General features: G+C 71.6%; 17 protein-coding genes. 9 read left to right on the top strand and 8 right to left on the bottom strand.

The genetic code is table 11. The features are described 5' to 3' along the window. Nucleotides 1-23 precede the first annotated feature (23 nt). On the bottom strand, nt 24-935 hold the full coding sequence (locus IE134_RS19155; protein WP_098016969.1) for an NmrA/HSCARG family protein: 912 nt from the start codon (nt 933-935) through the stop codon (nt 24-26). A gap of 104 nt (nt 936-1,039) precedes the next feature. Between IE134_RS19155 and IE134_RS19150 the strand changes: the two genes are divergently transcribed. The 3 genes from IE134_RS19150 to IE134_RS19140 all read left to right on the top strand — a co-directional run bounded on the left by IE134_RS19150 (nt 1,040) and on the right by IE134_RS19140 (nt 3,024). Continuing rightward, the gene (locus tag IE134_RS19150; protein ID WP_189431177.1) at nt 1,040-1,618 is read left to right on the top strand and encodes a TetR/AcrR family transcriptional regulator; all 579 of its coding nucleotides are present in this window, start codon (nt 1,040-1,042) and stop codon (nt 1,616-1,618) included. A 95-nt stretch (nt 1,619-1,713) separates the two neighbouring features. Beyond that, nucleotides 1,714-2,514, top strand: coding sequence for a phosphatase (locus tag IE134_RS19145; RefSeq protein WP_030708498.1), 801 nt, complete (start codon nt 1,714-1,716; stop codon nt 2,512-2,514). Between the two features lie 75 nt (nt 2,515-2,589). Continuing rightward, the gene (locus tag IE134_RS19140) at nt 2,590-3,024 is read left to right on the top strand and encodes a YdeI/OmpD-associated family protein (RefSeq protein ID WP_189431175.1); all 435 of its coding nucleotides are present in this window, start codon (nt 2,590-2,592) and stop codon (nt 3,022-3,024) included. Nucleotides 3,025-3,027: 3 nt separating this feature from the next. Here IE134_RS19140 and IE134_RS19135 read toward each other — a convergent pair whose 3' ends face one another. The 3 genes from IE134_RS19135 to IE134_RS19125 are packed head-to-tail and all read right to left on the bottom strand — an operon-like array spanning nt 3,028 to nt 6,114. After that, nucleotides 3,028-3,996, bottom strand: a complete 969-nt coding sequence (locus IE134_RS19135; RefSeq protein WP_098016971.1) for a cation diffusion facilitator family transporter — start codon at nt 3,994-3,996, stop codon at nt 3,028-3,030. A 58-nt stretch (nt 3,997-4,054) separates the two neighbouring features. Beyond that, nucleotides 4,055-4,939, bottom strand: a complete 885-nt coding sequence (locus IE134_RS19130) for an acyl-CoA thioesterase (protein ID WP_007452771.1) — start codon at nt 4,937-4,939, stop codon at nt 4,055-4,057. A 17-nt stretch (nt 4,940-4,956) separates the two neighbouring features. Then, the gene (locus IE134_RS19125) at nt 4,957-6,114 is read right to left on the bottom strand and encodes an acyl-CoA dehydrogenase family protein (protein ID WP_030708492.1); all 1,158 of its coding nucleotides are present in this window, start codon (nt 6,112-6,114) and stop codon (nt 4,957-4,959) included. A 220-nt stretch (nt 6,115-6,334) separates the two neighbouring features. On the opposite strand from IE134_RS19125, the gene IE134_RS19120 reads away from it, so the two are divergent. From IE134_RS19120 to IE134_RS19105, 4 genes are all read left to right on the top strand, one after another. Continuing rightward, nucleotides 6,335-6,754, top strand: a complete 420-nt coding sequence (locus tag IE134_RS19120) for a helix-turn-helix transcriptional regulator (protein ID WP_032785156.1) — start codon at nt 6,335-6,337, stop codon at nt 6,752-6,754. Between the two features lie 10 nt (nt 6,755-6,764). Then, entirely contained in the window at nt 6,765-7,178 is a 414-nt protein-coding gene (locus IE134_RS19115) for a VOC family protein (RefSeq protein WP_010062862.1), read from the top strand. Between the two features lie 159 nt (nt 7,179-7,337). Next, nucleotides 7,338-9,728: an ATP-binding cassette domain-containing protein gene (locus IE134_RS19110; RefSeq protein ID WP_030708487.1), complete on the top strand. Its 2,391-nt coding sequence runs from the start codon at nt 7,338-7,340 to the stop codon at nt 9,726-9,728. Nucleotides 9,729-9,803: 75 nt separating this feature from the next. Further along, a complete protein-coding gene (locus IE134_RS19105; RefSeq protein ID WP_189431173.1) occupies nt 9,804-10,376 on the top strand; it encodes a YciI family protein in 573 nt (190 codons plus the stop codon). Nucleotides 10,377-10,405: 29 nt separating this feature from the next. Here the strand turns inward: IE134_RS19105 and IE134_RS19100 are convergent, their stop codons facing one another. After that, on the bottom strand, nt 10,406-10,900 hold the full coding sequence (locus IE134_RS19100; RefSeq protein ID WP_189431171.1) for a hypothetical protein: 495 nt from the start codon (nt 10,898-10,900) through the stop codon (nt 10,406-10,408). 59 nt (nt 10,901-10,959) lie between these two features. Between IE134_RS19100 and IE134_RS19095 the strand changes: the two genes are divergently transcribed. Then, nucleotides 10,960-11,550 carry a GNAT family N-acetyltransferase gene (locus tag IE134_RS19095; RefSeq protein ID WP_189431169.1) on the top strand — a complete coding sequence of 197 codons (591 nt, stop codon included), beginning with the start codon at nt 10,960-10,962 and terminating at the stop codon, nt 11,548-11,550. 26 nt (nt 11,551-11,576) lie between these two features. Here IE134_RS19095 and IE134_RS19090 read toward each other — a convergent pair whose 3' ends face one another. Beyond that, nucleotides 11,577-12,494, bottom strand: coding sequence for an alpha/beta hydrolase (locus tag IE134_RS19090; RefSeq protein WP_189431167.1), 918 nt, complete (start codon nt 12,492-12,494; stop codon nt 11,577-11,579). A 201-nt stretch (nt 12,495-12,695) separates the two neighbouring features. On the opposite strand from IE134_RS19090, the gene IE134_RS19085 reads away from it, so the two are divergent. Next, complete coding sequence (locus IE134_RS19085; RefSeq protein ID WP_189431165.1) at nt 12,696-13,385, top strand: GOLPH3/VPS74 family protein; 690 nt, start codon at nt 12,696-12,698, stop codon at nt 13,383-13,385. A gap of 79 nt (nt 13,386-13,464) precedes the next feature. Here the strand turns inward: IE134_RS19085 and IE134_RS19080 are convergent, their stop codons facing one another. Next, on the bottom strand, nt 13,465-14,601 hold the full coding sequence (locus IE134_RS19080; RefSeq protein WP_189431163.1) for an eCIS core domain-containing protein: 1,137 nt from the start codon (nt 14,599-14,601) through the stop codon (nt 13,465-13,467). A gap of 279 nt (nt 14,602-14,880) precedes the next feature. Next, complete coding sequence (locus IE134_RS19075; RefSeq protein ID WP_189431161.1) at nt 14,881-15,789, bottom strand: class I SAM-dependent methyltransferase; 909 nt, start codon at nt 15,787-15,789, stop codon at nt 14,881-14,883. Nucleotides 15,790-15,996: the final 207 nt, after the last annotated feature.

Here is a 15,996-nt window from a genome sequence, read left to right as displayed (position 1 = left end):
CCGCCCTCAGGACCGCTGCCCTCTCAGGTCGACGGCGACAGGTGCCGGTGCGCCCAGGTGGCGAACGAGGTCACCGGAATGCCGAGTTCCCGTGCGAGCTCGGGGCGGGCCGGCTGGGTGATGGCGTTGCTCCACAGATGGCCGGCACCCCACGCGGGCATCCCCGCCGCGAGCGCCTCGCCGAGGTCCATCGACGGGGCCGTCACCGGTACGCCCCAGGCCGCGGACAGCACCTCGGCGACCTGCTCCATCGTGAGGCGGTCACCCGCCAGTTCCAGCTCCACCCCGTGGAACCGGTCCGGCTCCTGTACGGCGTGGGCGACGGCCGCGCCGATGTCCTCGCTCGCCACCAGCGCCAGGACCGTGTCCGGCCGGATCACGGTCGCCAGGCCGCCTTCGGGCCCGTTCGGCGCCAGTTGGGGCAGGTTCTCCATGAAGAACGCGGGCTTGACGACGGCCCAGCGGGCGAACCCCGCCCCGCGCACCTGCTCCAGGATCGCCTGCTTGGTGTCGAAGTACGGGGCCATCGCGGCCCAGTGGCCCTCCGCCCAGCCGGGCGTCTCCGTGTGAGCCCCGACGCCGCTGGTCGAGGACTGGACGAACTGGGACACGCCCGCAGCCCGCGCCGCCTCGATCAGGTTCGCCGCCTGCGCCCGTTCCCCGGCGAAGTCGACTCCGCTCGCGTCCATCGGCGGCATCTGCACCGAGAACACGGCCCGGACGCCCGCGCAGGGCGCGTCCAGCGAGGACCGGTCGGCCAGGTCCCCGGTCACCAGCTCGACGCCCAGCGCCTCGACGTCCTTCGCGCGCCGCGTGTGCGGGTCGCGCACCAGTGCGCGCACCGGGATGCCGGCGGCCAGCAGGGCCCGGGCGGTGGCCCCGCCCTGGCGTCCGGTGGCGCCGGTGACCAGTACGGGGGCGGTATTCGATGCCATGGCGATGTCTCCTCGCGGCGCGGGAACGCAAAACGGCGGGGCCCGCCGTTTCCTTCCCGGCTACGATATGGCGGGGCCCACCACTTAGCAAACAGGGAGAGAGAGTGACCGGTCAGCGCGCGGACGCCCGCCGCAACTACAGCCGCATCCTCGCCGTGGCCGAGGCCGAGGTCGCCCAGCACGGGGCCGCCGCCTCCCTCGAACAGGTCGCCCGCACGGCGGGCGTCGGCTCCGCCACCGTGCGCCGCCACTTCCCCACCCGGCAGGCCCTGCTCGAAGCCGTCTTCCAGGAGCGCATCCAGGGCCTGTGCGAGCGCGCCGAGGAGCTGAGCCGGGCCGAGGACAGCCGCGCCGCCCTGCTGGAGTGGCTGCACGACCTCCTCGCGTACGCCGTCGGCGCCCGCGGCCTCGCCGACGCCCTGACCTTCGAGCCCCCCACCGACGCCCCCGCCGGACCCGGGCAGCACTCCTGCGGGGCGGTGATCGAGGACGCGGCCACTCCGCTGCTCCGCCGGGCCCTGCGCGACGGGGCGGTCAGGGCGGGTACCACCTTCCACGACCTGCTGACCCTCGCCGTCGGCATCGCCCTGGCCACCGAGCACCACACCGAACCCTCCGTCCAGGCCGACCGCCTCTTCGCCCTCGCCGTCGAAGGACTCAGCCCGAGCCCCCGGAGCGCCTGACGGCCGCACCCCGCCGTTCGTCGATGTCCTCCGTCGATGCCCTCCGATGATCAGGAACCGGGCACAGTCCGCACACCGGACGGCACAATGGGGCCATGCCGATACCCAGCCGCGCCGCCCTCGTCGACCACCTCGTCCGTACGCGTATCGCGGGGGACGTCGCCACGCCACGCGACAACAACCTCTCCCACTACCGCAAGCTCGCCAACGGCGACCGCCACTACTGGCTCGGTCTGGAGCTCGGCGACCGCTGGACCGACGAGCAGGACGTCCTCGCCGTGATGGCCGAGCGCTGCGGGGTGATCGACGACCCCGCGCACCGGCAGGGCCAGGACACCATCGACCCCGAGCTGACGGTCGACGCCCTGGAGCGGATGGCGGCCCGCCTGCGCAAGGCCGCCGACGGCCGTGAGCGGGTCCTGTTCGCCACCGGCCACCCCGGCGGCCTGCTGGACGTGCACCGCCAGACGGCGGACGCGCTGCGCCGGGCCGGCTGCGAGATCGTCCGCATCCCGTCCGGGCTGATCGCGGACGAGGGCATGGTCTTCCAGTTCGCCGACGTCGCGATGCTGGAACGCGGCGCGACCCTCTGGCACACCCACTCCCCGGCCCCGATGGCCGCCATCCTCGACGCCATGGCCCATCTCGGCCGCCCGCTGCCCGACCTGGTCGTCGCCGACCACGGCTGGGCGGGCTGCGCGGGACAGCGGGGTCTGGACGCGATCGGTTACGCCGACTGCAACGACCCGGCCCTCTTCCTCGGCGAGTCGGAGGGCACCCTCCAGGTCACGGTCCCGCTGGACGACCACGTCACCGACCCGCGCTTCTACGACCCGATGACGGACTACCTGCTGCACGCGGCGGGGCTGCTGGAAGAGGAGGAGCCTGTCGCGTAGGGGCGTCGGCGATGAGTTTCCGGCGTGGCGGGCGTCTGCCCTGACGACAGCCGGCGGAGACGAAGGGTGCGGGCCATGAAGTTCAGCACGACGATGTTCCAGAGCGGGAACAACACCGGTATCGAGGTCCCCGAGGACGTGGTCGAGGCCCTCGGGGCGGGAAAGCGCCCGCCGGTGAACGTGACCGTGAACGGATACGCGTACCGCTCGACGATCGCCCCGATGGGCGGGCAGTACCTCATCCCGTTCAGCTCGGACAAGCGCAAGGCGACCGGCATCGGCGGCGGGGACGCCATCGAGGTGGAGCTGACCCTCGACACCGCGCCCCGCACGGTCGAGCCGCCCGGGGACCTCGCGGCGGCACTGGCGGCGGCCCCCGGGGCGGCGCAGGCGTTCGCGGCCCTCTCGCCCAGCCGCCAGAAGGCGCACGTGACCTCCATCGAGGGCGCGAAGGCGCAGGACACACGGGAGCGGCGGATCGCGAAGACGGTGGCGGAGCTGACGCCGTAGATCTCAGGAACCGCCGCGCCGCAGTCGCTGCGCCCGCCCCGGCGTCGGGTCCAGATACACCCGCCGGACCGACGGGAACCGCTCGCGCAACTGGGCCTCCGCCTCCTCGCAGGCCCACTCGACCTCCGCGGCGGTGGCCATGTCCCGGAAGTCGATCTTCGCGGCGATCAGGATCTCGTCCGGCCCCTGGATCAGCGTGGTCAGCTCCAGCACCTCCACGATGTGCGGCACCGACAGCAGCTCCTCGCGTACCCGGGCCCGCACCGCCTCGGGCAGCGGCCGCCCGATGAGCAGCTGGGCGTTGGACCGGCCGAGCACCCAGGCGACGTACACGAGCAGCAGGCCGATCAGACAGGACGCGATCCCGTCCCAGACACCCGAGCCGGAGAGCTGCCCGCCCAGCAGACCGCCCGCCGCCAGCAGCAGGCCGATCAGCGCCGCCGAGTCCTCCATCACGACGGCCTTGACGGCCGTGTCGGGGGTGTGGCGCAGGTAGTACGTGTCCGGCACCCGCAGCCGGGACGCCTCGCGCCGCACCTGCTTGACCCCGGTGCGCAGCGAATAGCCCTCCAGCAGGAAGGCGACGGCCAGGACGATGTAGGAGATGAGCGGGTCGCCCAGCTCCTCGCCCGCGACGAGGGTGTGCACGCCGTCGTAGATCGAGAAGACGGCCCCGCCGACGAAGGTGGCGATGGAGGCGAGCATCGCCCAGATGTAGCGCTCGGGGCCGTAACCGAGGGGGTGGTCCTCGTCGGCCGGCTTCTCGCTCCGCTTGAGGGCGGTGAGGAGCATGACCTCGGTGACGGTGTCGGCGACCGAGTGGGCCGCCTCGGAGAGCATCGCGCTGGAGCCGCTGATCAGACCGGCGACGGCCTTGGCCACGGCGATGCCGAGGTTGGCGAGGGCCGCCACGATCACGGTGAAGGTGGACTCCCCACCATCGGTTTCCCTGCTCGCCTGCGCGTCGCTCATGGTGGGGAGTATGTCGGAACCGCGGCTTCAGGAGCCGTTCATCCTCGCGGGACGCACATCATCCTCGCGGGATGCGGACGACGCCTTCCTGGATGACCGTGATCGCGAGGCGGCCGTCGGCGGTGTAGATACGGGCCTGGCCCAGGCCGCGTCCGCCGGAGGCCGACGGTGACTCCTGGTCGTACAGCAGCCACTCGTCCGCCCGGAACGGCCGGTGGAACCACATCGCGTGGTCCAGGCTGGCCCCGACCACGTCCCCGACCGCCCAGCCGCCCCGCCCGTGGGCGAGGAGCACCGAGTCGAGCAGGGTCATGTCGGAGACGTACGTCGCCATGCAGACGTGCAGCAGCGGGTCGTCGGCGAGCTTGCCGTTCGTCCGGAACCACACCTGGGAGCGGGGTTCGCGCGGCTCGCCCACCGTGCCGAACGGCGGTGCGTCCACGTACCGCAGGTCCACCGCCTGCCGCGCCTCGATCAGCCGGTCCACGACGCTGGGATCGCTGAAGCGGTCCGCGTACCGGGGCAGCATCTCGGCGGCCGTCGGCAGGGTCTCCGGATCCGGGGCGGCGGGCATGGGGGCCTGGTGCTCCATGCCCTCCTCGTGCGTCTGGAAGGACGCGGAGAGGTGGAAGATCGGCTGCCCGTGCTGGACGGCGACGACGCGGCGGGTGGTGAAGGACTTCCCGTCGCGGATGCGGTCGACGGTGTAGACGATGGGCGCGCCGGGGTCGCCGGCCCGCAGGAAGTAGGAGTGCAGGGAGTGGGCTCCCCGGTCGGCGGGGACGGTGCGGCCCGCGGCGACGAGCGCCTGGGCCGCGACCTGTCCGCCGAACACCCGGGGCACGAGGGCGCTGCGGCTCTCGCCCCGGAAGATGTCCCGCTCGATCTGCTCCAGGTCGAGCAGGTGGAGCAGATCGAGCAGGGGATCGGGACTCTCGTTCATGGAGGGAAGGTAATCCCTTACAGGCCCATGGACTTGGCGATGATGGACTTCATGACCTCGCTGGTGCCGCCGTAGATGCGGTTGACGCGGTTGTCCGCGTACAGGCGGGCGATCGGGTACTCGTTCATGAAGCCGTAGCCGCCGTGCAGCTGGAGGCAGCGGTCGATGACGCGGTGCGCCACCTCGGTGCAGAACAGCTTCGCGGAGGCGGCCTCTGCTGCCGTCAGCTCACCGGCGTCCAGGGCCTCCAGGGCGCGGTCGGCGACGGCCTGGGCCGCGTCCACCTCGGCCTGGCAGGCGGCCAGCTCGAACTTGGTGTTCTGGAACGAGGCGACGGTCTTGCCGAAGACCGTGCGGTCCTGGACGTACTCCTTGGCGAACCGGACGGCCGCCGCGGCCTGGGCGTACGCGCCGAAGGCGATGCCCCAGCGCTCGGAGGCCAGGTTGGTGCCGAGGTAGCCGAAGCCCTTGTTCTCCTCGCCCATGAGGTCCTCGACCGGGACCTTGACGTCGACGAACGCCAGCTCGGCGGTGTCGGAGACCTTCAGGCCCAGCTTGTCGAGCTTGCGGCCGACCGAGTAGCCCTCGGACTTCGTGTCGACGGCGAAGAGGGAGATGCCGAAGCGGCGGTCGTCCTCGCGCGGGGCGGCGGTACGGGCGCAGACGATCACGCGGTCGGCGTGGACGCCACCGGTGATGAAGGTCTTGGCGCCGTTGAGGACGTAGTGCGTGCCGTCCTCGGAGAGCTTCGCGGTGGTCTTCATGCCGGCGACGTCGGAGCCGGTGCCCGGCTCGGTCATCGCGAGGGCCCACATCTCCTCGCCGCTCGCGAACTTCGGCAGCCAGCGCTTCTTCTGCTCGTCGGTGGCGAGCATCTTGATGTAGGGGAGGCCGAGCAGCGTGTGCACGCCGGAGCCGCCGAAGGAAACGCCCGCGCGGGCGGTCTCCTCGTAGATGACGGCCTCGTACTTGTGCGAGTCGATGCCCGCGCCGCCGTACTCCTCGTCGACCTCGATGCCGAAGATGCCGAGCTCGCCCAGCTTGAGGTAGAAGTCGCGCGGAGCCTGGCCCGCGGCGAACCACTCGTCGTAGACCGGCACGACCTCCGCCGCGATGAAGGCGCGGATGGTCTCCCGGAACGCCTCGTGGTCCTCGTTGAATACCGTACGGCGCACGGGATGCCTCCTAGGTCGGCAGTCGATTCGCGGAAACTCGCGGAACATGGCTAAGCGCTTGCTCAGACTCCCTTCGAAGTTACCCGCCGGTTGCGGTCGCTGTCCAGGGTGATGCTCGGCACGCGACGGACCCGGCCGAGGGCAGGGAGCGGCCCGATTGTCAGTGGCGTGGGGGACCATCGAACGGAGACGACGGCGGCGACGGGAGGAAGGTGATGACGTGAGGCTGGAGGACCTGGTCCGGCTGCGCCGGGCCCGTGACCGTATGGACCGCGAGTACGCCGAACCGCTCGACGTCCCCTCGCTGGCCCGCGACGCCCTGATGTCGGCGGGCCACTTCTCCCGCAGCTTCCGCGCCGCCTTCGGCGAGACCCCGTACAGCTACCTCATGACCCGCCGTATCGAGCGGGCCAAGGCACTGCTGCGCCGGGGCGACCTGTCGGTCACGGACGTCTGCTTCGCCGTCGGCTGTACGTCGCTGGGCTCGTTCAGCTCCCGCTTCACGGAGCTGGTCGGGGAGAGCCCCAGCGCCTACCGGGCCCGCCCCCACGACGCCGGCGAGACCGTCCCCGCGTGCGTCGCCAAGATGCTGACGCGACCGGTCAGGAATGGAGAAGCGGATCGGAGGCCCCGCCCGTAGCGTGAAATCCATGGACATCAAGCTCTCGCAGTGCTTCATCGCCGTCGACGACCACGACAAGGCGCTCGCCTTCTACCGCGACGCCCTGGGAATGGAGGTACGCAACGATGTCGGATTCGAAGGCATGCGCTGGGTGACCGTCGGGTCCCCCGCGCAGCCGGACGTGGAGATCGTCCTGGAGCCCCCGCTCGCCGACCCGAACGCCCCGGCCGCCGACCGGCAGACCATGGCCGAGCTGCTCGCCAAGGGCATGCTGCGCGGCGTCATCCTCACCTCCGACGACGTCGACGCGGCGTTCGAGAAGGTCCGCGCCGCGGGCGGCGAAGTGCTCCAGGAGCCGATCGACCAGCCGTACGGCGTCCGCGACTGCGCCTTCCGGGACCCCTCCGGGAACATGCTGCGCATCACCCAGGCCAAGAAGTAGCACCCGCCCCACCGCCCCCAGGGGCCGGAGCCCGGGAATCCGGGCCCCGGCCCCACGCACGGACAGTAGGCTCCGCGCACCAGCAGTCCAGTGGCACCAGCTGTCCAGTGGCACCCGTAATCCAGTGGCACCAGTTCCCGTGATGGAGAGACGACGAGCATGGCTCCGAGAACGAAGACCCCGCAGCCGCCCGCGCCGCACGCTGCCGACAGCCACGACCTGATCCGCGTGCACGGTGCGCGGGAGAACAACCTGAAGGACGTCAGCATCGAGCTGCCGAAGCGCCGGCTGACGGTGTTCACCGGGGTCTCCGGCTCGGGCAAGAGCTCGCTGGTCTTCGCCACCATCGCCGCCGAGTCCCAGCGGCTGATCAACGAGACCTACCCCGCGTTCGTCCAGGGCTTCATGCCCTCCCAGGCCCGCCCCGACGTCGACGTCCTCGACGGCCTGACGACCGCGATCATCGTCGACCAGCAGCGCATGGGCAGCGACCCCCGCTCCACCGTCGGCACCGCCACCGACGCCAACGCCATGCTCCGCATCCTCTTCAGCCGGCTCGGCAAGCCGCACATCGGCCCGCCCGGCGCGTTCGCCTTCAACGTCCCCTCGGTGACCGCCAGCGGTGCGATCACCGTCGAGCGCGGCAACAAGAAGACGGAGAAGGCGACCTTCAGCCGCACCGGCGGCATGTGCCCCCGCTGCGAGGGCCGCGGGTCGGTCTCCGACATCGACCTCACCCAGCTCTACGACGACTCCAAGTCGATCGCCGAGGGCGCGTTCACCATCCCCGGCTGGAAGTCGGACAGCTGGTGGACCGTGCGGATCTACGCCGAGTCCGGCTTCCTCGACCCGAACAAACCGATCGCCAAGTTCACCAAGCGGGAGATGCAGGACTTCCTCTACAAGGAGCCGACCAAGGTGAAGGTCGAGGGCTCCACCCTCACCTTCGAGGGTCTGATCCCCAAGATCCAGAAGTCGTTCCTTTCCAAGGACCGCGAGGCGATGCAGCCCCACATCCGGGAGTTCGTCGACCGCGCGGTCACCTTCGCCACCTGCCCCGAGTGCGAGGGCACCCGGCTCACCGAGGGCGCCCGCTCCTCGAAGATCAAGAAGATCTCCATCGCCGACGCCTGCTCCATGGAGATCCGGGACCTCGCGGAATGGGTCCGCGGCCTGAAGGAACCCTCGGTCGCCCCGCTGCTCGAAGCCCTCCAGCAGACGCTGGACTCGTTCGTGGAGATCGGCCTCGGCTACCTCGCCCTGGACCGCCCCTCCGGCACCCTGTCCGGCGGCGAGGCCCAGCGCGTCAAGATGATCCGCCACCTCGGCTCCTCGCTCACCGACGTCACCTACGTCTTCGACGAGCCGACCATCGGCCTCCACCCGCACGACATCCAGCGCATGAACGACCTCCTGCTGCGCCTGCGCGACAAGGGCAACACGGTCCTGGTCGTCGAGCACAAGCCGGAGGCCATCGCCATCGCGGACCACGTGGTCGACCTCGGCCCCGGGGCCGGTACGGCGGGCGGCACCGTCTGCTTCGAAGGCACCCTGGAAGGGCTCCGCGCCTCCGACACCGTCACCGGCCGCCACCTCGACGACCGGGCCGTCCTCAAGGACGGGGTCCGCAAGCCCACCGGCGCGCTGGAGATCCGCGGTGCGACGGCGCACAACCTCCAGGACGTCGACGTCGACATCCCGCTCGGCGTCCTCACCGTCATCACGGGCGTCGCCGGCTCCGGAAAGAGCTCGCTGGTCCACGGCTCGATCCCGGCGGGCGAGAACGTCATCTCGGTCGACCAGAGCCCCATCAAGGGGTCCCGCCGCAGCAACCCGGCGACGTACACCGGCCTGCTGGAGCCGATCCGCAAGGCCTTCGCCAAGGCCAACGGCGTGAAGCCCGCCCTGTTCAGCGCCAACTCCGAAGGCGCGTGCCCCACCTGCAACGGCGCGGGCGTCATCTTCACCGACCTCGGCGTCATGGCCAGCGTCTCCAGCCCCTGCGAGGACTGCGAGGGCAAGCGGTTCCAGCCCTTGGTCCTGGACTACCACCTCGGCGGCCGGGACATCAGCGAGGTCCTGGCGATGTCGGTCACCGAGGCCGAGGAGTTCTTCGGCTCCTCGGGCGAGGCGGCCCTCCCCGCCGCACACAAGATCCTCGACCGCCTCGCGGACGTCGGCCTCGGCTATCTGAGCCTCGGCCAGCCGCTCACCACCCTGTCCGGCGGCGAACGCCAGCGCCTGAAGCTGGCGACGCACATGGGCGACAAGGGCGGCGTGTACGTCCTCGACGAGCCGACCACCGGCCTGCACCTCGCGGACGTGGAGCAGCTCCTCGGCCTGCTGGACCGCCTGGTCGAATCCGGAAAGTCGGTGATCGTCATCGAGCACCACCAGGCGGTCATGGCCCACGCCGACTGGATCATCGACCTCGGCCCCGGCGCGGGCCACGACGGCGGCAAGATCGTCTTCGAGGGCACCCCGGCCGACCTGGTCGCCGACCGCTCGACGCTGACGGGCGAGCACCTCGCGGAGTACGTGGGGGAGTGAGGCCCGCGCCCTCTCCGCCTGTCTTCCGGGTCAGGCGGAGAGGGTCCGCGTCAGGAGTCCCGGTACGGTCACGGCATGCCGTTCTACGTGTACGCCCCGGACCAGCCGGATGTCGCCGACCAGTTGATGGAACTGTCCGAGGAGCACTGGTCCTACATGGACCGGTTCGAGGACCGGCTGATACTCCGCGGCCCCACCGTGTCCGACGACGGGGAGGAGCACACGGGGAGCGTCCACGTCGTCGACCTCGCGGACCGGGCCGCGGCGGAGCGGTTCGCGCGGGAGGAACCGTTCTGGAAGGCGGGCCTCTACCGCGATCTCACGGTCGTCCCGGCTGACGTGCTGGTGAGCTGTGAACCCGAGGTGGACGTCCCCTACACCCTCGTCACCGCTCAGTGGCCGCTGTCGGCGGGTGCTCCGGATGGTTTCGAGCCGCGGGGGCTGTCGGGTGCGGAGACGGACAGTCGGCTCATCTTCGTGGCCGCGCTGGTCGACGACGGAGGGACCGGCACGACGGGAGTGGTCGCGGCCGTGCGGGCGCTCCCGGACGAAGCGCGGGGACTGGTCCGGCCGTTCGCGGAACGGCTGACCGGTGGACTGCCCGCGGAACTCACGGCGCAGCGCTGGGAGCGCGGCGGGCGTCACTGACGCGGCAGGGCTGCCGGGGGCACGGGCCCTCAGACCCCGGCCGTGCAGAACACGCACCCCGCCCAGTACGGCAGGGCGTCCAGCACCCGGTGGCGTACGCACGAGGCCATCGCGGCGTCCTCCGGCCCGGGCAGGACATCCCTACCGGGCTCGGCCGTCGCCGGGTCGAACGCCTCCACCATCGCCCGGTACGTGCGCAAGTACCCCTCGGCGTAAGGCGGTTCGTAGGTCAGCTCGTCCCAGCGGTGACGGGTCAGCGCCAGGTCGAGGACGCGCAGCAGCCAGTCCTTCGCCGTCGCCTGCTCCTGCGGGGTGTCTCCCCAGTCGAGCTCCGCCAGGTCGAAGCCGACGACTCCGCGACCCATGACGCTCTGGTCCTGGAGGGTGAGCAGGGCGGCGAAGCGGAAGTGCCAGGGCTCGCGGGCCAGGGCGGACACGGCGAGCACGAGGACGTCCACGAACACCGCCGTACCGCCGTTGCGCATCTCCAGGTACCGGCCGTCACCCCCGTAGAAGATGTTCATGGGCTGAGCGTAGGCAGGGGGAGATCCACTGTCAGCCGGGTATAGGCGACCATGACGCCATGACCCGTACGTTGTCGACGCCACCCACCCTGGCCTCCGGCTGTCTCGCCGGCGCTCCGCAACCCGTGATTCCGGTAGCCGGTGGCGGGCTGCTGCTGCGTCCGTGGGAGCGGGCCGACGCGGCTGCCTTCCTCTCTGCGTACGAGGACGAGGGAACCCGCCGCTGGCACACGCACCGCCCCTCGACCGTGGCCCAGGTGGAGGAGTGGTTCGACGGGTACCGCCAGGACTGGGAGCGGGAGAAGGGCTGCCACTGGGCCGTCGCCCGCGACAGCGGCGAGGTCCTCGGCAGGATGGCCCTGCGGGGCGTGGACTTCGAAGACGGCGTCGCGAACGCGGCGTACTGGGTGCTCCCGGCCGCACGCGGCGCGGGGGTCGCCCCCCGCGCGCTCGCGGCGGTCAGTGCGTGGGCGCTGGACGACGTCGGCTTCCACCGGCTGGAGTTGGACCACTCGACGCGCAACGACGCCTCCTGCCGGGTCGCGACCAGGGCCGGCTACGTGCTGGAGGGGACCAAGCGCAGCTCGGCCGTGCACGACGACGGGCGGCACGACATGCATCTGCACGCCAGGGTCAGGGGCGACCGCTGATCCGGTTGCCCAGCTGATTCGTTCGCTCAGCCGATCCTCTCGCGCAGCCAGGAGTTGATCCCGTCGAGCGCGGTGGCGGCCAGAGCGGTGGGATGGCCGGTGAAGCCGTGGGGCGCGGCTGGGTAGACGCGCAGCTCGACGTCGTTCCCGGCGGCCGACAGCCGCCCGGCCATGGTCAGGTTGTCCTCCAGCAGGATGTCCTCGGCGCCCACGACCAGCAGGGCAGGGGGAAGCCCGCTCAGGTCGGCGTAGAGGGGAGAGATGTCGGGAAGGGTGCGGTCGCGGTCCGGCACGTGGCCGACGTACGCCTGGATGAAGTACTCGTCCGCGATGAGGCGGCCGCTCGGGGTGTGCGCGCTCAGGTCGTAGGTGCCGAAGCGGAGCGCCGCCCCGGCGAACCGGTCGACGACGCCCCGGTCCCGTAGCCGGAGGAGGGTCGCGAGGGCGAGCGTGGCCCCGGCGGAACTCCCGCCGATCGTGAGCCGTGCGGTCCCGAAGCGGGCCTCGGCCCGCTCGACGAGCCAGAGGGCCACCGCTGCGCAGTCGTCGGGCGCGGCCGGCCACGGGGCTTCGGGTGCGAGCCGGTAGTCGAGACCGACGACGGCGGTGTGCAGGGCGTCGGCGAGAGCCCGGTTGCGTACGTCGCTGTGCGCGGCGGAGTCCATGTAGAAGCCCCCGCCGTGGATCTCCAGGTGGACACCCCGGGGCGGACCGCCGGACGGCAGGAAGATCCGGACCGGGACGCGTACTCCGGCGGCCTCGACCGTCTCCTCGGCGGGCGGCGGCACGGCGGCACGAGGGGCGGGCTTCTTCGCCCGCGCCTCCTTGAGCTCGTCGAAGCTGGCGGGCCCCCGGCCTGCCGCCCGCGACCGGTAGAAGTCCCGGGCCTCGGCGACCTGCTCGGCGGACACGTCCGCGAACAGTGCTTCCAGCGCGAATCGCACGTGCCGCTCCTCCTCTGTCCTCGTCCGTTCGGGTTTCCCCCGGATGCTAATGGCGCTTCCCTGGGGCCGGTGGCCCCGCCGTACGCCCGGACATGACGTCTGTCATGAACAGTGGTGACAGGGCGCACCGCTCTCCTCCGCCCGCGCGGGGCAGGCTGGAGGGAGACCCGCGCACCGGACGCCGACGGTTGGACAGAGGCCATGCAGAAGAAGACCGAGAACGACCTGCTCATCGTCGAAGACCTGACGCTGCTGATGATGGACGACACGTCGGGGGCCATCGCGGGGGCGGGCACGCTGTACTACACGCTCGGCGGCGCACTGCTCGTGGAGCTGGGCCTCGGCGGGCACATCAGGGCCGACGAGAACGACACGGGCCTCAACGGCGTGAAGGTGCACGCCGTCGCCGGCCGTACGCCGTCGGATTCGCTGCTCCGGGCCGCCCAGGCGAAGGTCGGCGAGCGGGTGCGCGGCGTACAGACCCTGCTGATCGAGATCGGTACGGGGGTGGGGAAGCGGGAGGCGGTGCTCGACCGGCTGGTCGAGCGGGGCGTGCTGCGCCAGGAGACGAAGAAGACCCTGGGCCTGTTCCGTACGACGTCGATCTCGGTGGCGGACACCGGGTACAAGAAAGCCCTGGTGGAGAAGGTCCGGGCCGTCCTGGTCGACGGGGCCGAGCCCGACGACCGTACGGCGGCGCTGGCCGGACTGCTCTCCGCGAGCGGCACGCTCCCGACGCTGCACCGCTCCATCCCGTGGTCCGGCAAGGTCTACAAGCGGGCGAAGGAGCTGGAGCGGAGCAGTTGGGGCGCGGAAGCGGTGAACGCGGCGGTGCTGCGGACGGTGGCGGCGGTTTCGGCGGGGACCGCTGTCGCCGTCAGCAGCACCTAGGCCTGCCGTCTGCCCTCTGCCTCTGGCCCGGCCCCGTCGAGGCCCGGGGGCGCGGGGCGGGCGTCGGGGGGCCGGCGGATCAGACGATCATGCACGGCGCGTAGGCGTGGCCCTCGCGGGTGGCCGCGGCGAGCCGGTGGTTCCCGTCCGAGATGGAGATGCCGCTCGACGTGACGCGGATCTTGATCGGATCGAGGGCGGCGCTGTTCCGCATGCCGGTGGTCGCGTTGTCGAGCCGGCTCTCGACGAGCCCGCCCGCCACGGTCTCCGCGCGACCGCTCGCCTGGCCGAGCAGCGCCACGCTCACCTCGACCAGCTGGCCCGGTCCGACGCCCGCGGCCTCGAAGTCCTGGAGGCTGTTGATCCGGGCGTCCTGGAACTGCTTGCCGTTGGCCCGGACGTGGTAACTGCTGTCCCGCTGCGGTGAGAAGTGGCCGCTCAGATTCGCCTGGGCCTCCTGGGCCCCGATGTCGCCGCTGACGAGGCTGTAGTAGGTCTGGAGCCCCTCGTCGACCTTGATGTAGCCGAAGCTGCCGTCTCCGTCGAAGATCACACGTTCTTCGGATCCGCCGAGCTTGAAGATGGTCTCGTAGTACTCGTCGGTCAGGGCCTGGTCCAGCGTCAGTCGCAGCCCGGGGTAGTCGGGGTCCACGTGCGTGTGGTCGCCCTCCTCCTCGGCGGGCTTCTCCCGGGGGCGCCGCTGAACGGTGGCCGCGGTGTCGGGGGAGGACGGGGCATGGCCCGCGCTCTCTGCCGCCGGGCTGTGGGCCGGCGGCCGGGACAGCACCCGCGAGGCGTTCGCCTCGGCCTCGCGCTCGTAACGGTCGGAGGGGTCGCTGATCCGCAGACCGGTTCCGTCCTCGGTGCCGGAGACGGGCCCCGTGCGTTGCTGGATGACGTGGGTCAACTCGTGGGCGAGCGTGTGCTGGTCGCCGCCCCCGTCGCCGATCACGATGTGGCTTCCGGAGGTGTAGGCGCGAGCACCGATCTCGGCGGCGGAGTCCCGGGCGGCCGCGCCGGTGTGCAGGCGGACGTCGGAGAAGTCGGCGTCGAACCGGCTCTCCATGTCGTCCTTGAGCGCGGCGTCCAGGGGGCGCCCCGGGGCCCGGAGGACGTTCTGGACGGCGGAACGCTGCACATCGGGCGCGGCTTCCGCCCCGCCGGGCCGGGCCGACTCCTCCTGCCGTTCCCGTTCCTCTTCCAGCAGGCGCGTCACCGCCGCATTGCCCAGGGCCCGTTGGAGCGCGAGGGCACTCCTGGAGTCAAGGGCTCGGGGGGCGCCTGCGGCGCGGGCCGGAGCCGCGGCCCGGGTCCGGCCCCGCGAAGGGCTACCGGCAGACTCTTTTCCCGATCCCGAGGCATGCGCACGCACAGAGAGGTTCCTTCGTCGCGTCGATGGCTGGCCTTTCCAGGCTGCTCGACGCCGTACGCCCGGCGGAAGGTACGGCAGGGCAGTACACGATGCCCCGAGGGCCCGGCGATGCTGCCTGCTTCCTTATGCCTCCACGCCTTCTTCGGCGGGGCGGGCCATCCAGGTCCGGCGCGTGGACCGTACGACGAGGTCGTCGCGGTGGCGTACGTCCTCGGGCCCGCCGTCGATCAGCCGGTCGAGCGCGGCCAGGTCGTCGGCGTCGACGCGCCCGTCGAGCGAGCCGCGGATCCGCTCGAAGACCAGGAAGGCGTACCGGCCCGCCCCTTCGGGCAGCGGGGCGCGCAGCTCCCACGGCTCGGCGCGCTCCTGCTCGACGGAGAAGCCGGCGGCGGTCAGCAGGGAGCCCCAGTCGGCGCCCCGGTGCGGCATCCGCTCGGCGTGCAGGCCGTCGAGCGCGGCGCGACAGCGGGCCTCCAGTTCGCCCGGCCCGCTGTCCGCGGGCAGGAAGGACGGCATGCCGTCCACTTCCGCGACGGCCAGCAGCCCTCCGGGACGCAGCGCGGCTCGGATGCCGGCCAGTCCGGTCGCGGGGTCGTCCAGGTGGTGCAGGGACGCCGACGCCCAGACGAGGTCGGCGTCGACCACTCCCGGCAGCCCCGCACCGGCGTCGGCCTCCAGCGTGCGCACCCGGTCGCCCAGCCCCCGCTCGCGGGCCGCCGAGACGAGCCGCTCCAGCATCGCGGGGGAGCTGTCGACGGCGGTCACACGGGCGGTCGGGAACTGCTCCAGCAGGGCGAACGTGCCGGTCCCGGTACCCGAGCCGAGGTCGACGATGTGCCGGACGTCGTCACCGGCCAGACAGGCGATACGCCCGGTGAGCGCGGTCAGGTGGGGCGCGAAGAGGGCGGCGTCGAGGTCGAGGATCTCGGGAAGGCCGTTCGGTGTCGCGTCGGTGTCGTGGGCGTGGGAGTGGGAGTGGGCATGCGCGGAGGGTGCCCCGTGCTGGTGCTGGTGCTGGTGTGCGTGAGCCATGAGATCGAGCGTACGGTCTCCTGCGCCTGACGCATGCAATCTTGCCCATAACGCAAGAAGATGGCGCCGAAGCCAGCCACGTAGGCAATGCCCAGACAGCTCGCAGGCGGCTCCTGGGCGGCCGGCGGGTAAATCGTCCGGGGCCGGAGTGCACAACCATTCGCCGCACGGATGGTCTTTCTGGGCAGATGGCGGGCAGTAGGCCCG

The organism is Streptomyces rubiginosohelvolus (assembly GCF_014649875.1).
GTDB classification, from domain to species: domain Bacteria; phylum Actinomycetota; class Actinomycetes; order Streptomycetales; family Streptomycetaceae; genus Streptomyces; species Streptomyces rubiginosohelvolus.
The sequence above is the reverse complement of the archived record's forward strand: the minus strand, read 5'-3'. Positions and strand labels throughout refer to the sequence as shown.